Annotated in this window: 1 protein-coding gene; it reads left to right on the top strand. The window is 71.1% G+C overall.

Annotated features, from left to right (window positions below):
* Positions 1 to 879 (top strand): UvrD-helicase domain-containing protein (locus GJV64_RS14910; protein ID WP_164158289.1); only part of this gene is annotated, 879 nt, incomplete at both ends.

Below are 879 nucleotides of genomic sequence, written 5' to 3'. Positions count from 1 at the left end.
CGCTGGCCGCCGCGTTGCCGGGCCTGCCGTGGCCGCGCATCGGCGAATTCGCCCGGGCGCTGGGCCGGCAGGGCAACGTGACGGCCATCGAACAGGCCGGTGCCCTTGCGGCTGCCCTGCAAATGGCCGACCCAGCGGCGCAATGGCCGGCGATCTGGGCCTGCTTCTTCACCCAGACCGACACGCCGCGCGCCGCCAGTCGTCTTGTCCCCAAGGCGCTCGATGATGCCGAGCCGGCCTGGCGCCCCTTCTGCGCCGAGGTGCAGGATGCATTGCTGGCCATCCGTGCCGGCCAGGAACGCTGGCAGATCCTCGCCACCGGCGGCCAGCATCTGCGCCTCGCCGTGCGGCTGGCGCAGGACTGGCGCGCGGCCAAGGCGCAGGCCGGCGTCATCGATTATGACGACATGATCCGCGCCGCCGCCCGCCTGCTGGCGGCGCCCGGCGCGGCGGACTGGGTGCGCTTCAAGCTCGACAGCCGCATCGATCATGTGCTGGTCGACGAAGCGCAGGACACCAACCTGGTGCAGTGGGAGGTGATCCGCGCCCTGGTGGAGGAGTTTTTCGCCGGGCTGGGCCAGCGCGACACGTTCCGCAGCCTGTTCGTGGTCGGCGATTTCAAGCAGTCGATCTTCAGCTTCCAGGGCGCCGACCCGCAGGTCTATGCCGATCAGAAGGATGTCTTCGTCGAGCTGTGCGAGGCCGATCCCGTGCGCTGGAAGGAGCCGGTGCTGACCACCAATTTCCGCTCGGCGCCGGCCATCCTGGCGGTGGTTGACGCGGTGATCGCGGGCGTGGGTGGCGGCCCGTTCGGGCCTGATCCCGTGCCGCCGCACGTTGCCCGGGCGGGCACGGCGGCCGGCGCCGTCACCTTGTGGC

Source organism: Sandarakinorhabdus rubra, assembly GCF_010994245.1.
Lineage (GTDB): Bacteria > Pseudomonadota > Alphaproteobacteria > Sphingomonadales > Sphingomonadaceae > Sandarakinorhabdus > Sandarakinorhabdus rubra.
Note: the sequence above shows the minus strand (reverse complement) of the source record. Positions and strands in the feature narration are given on the sequence as shown.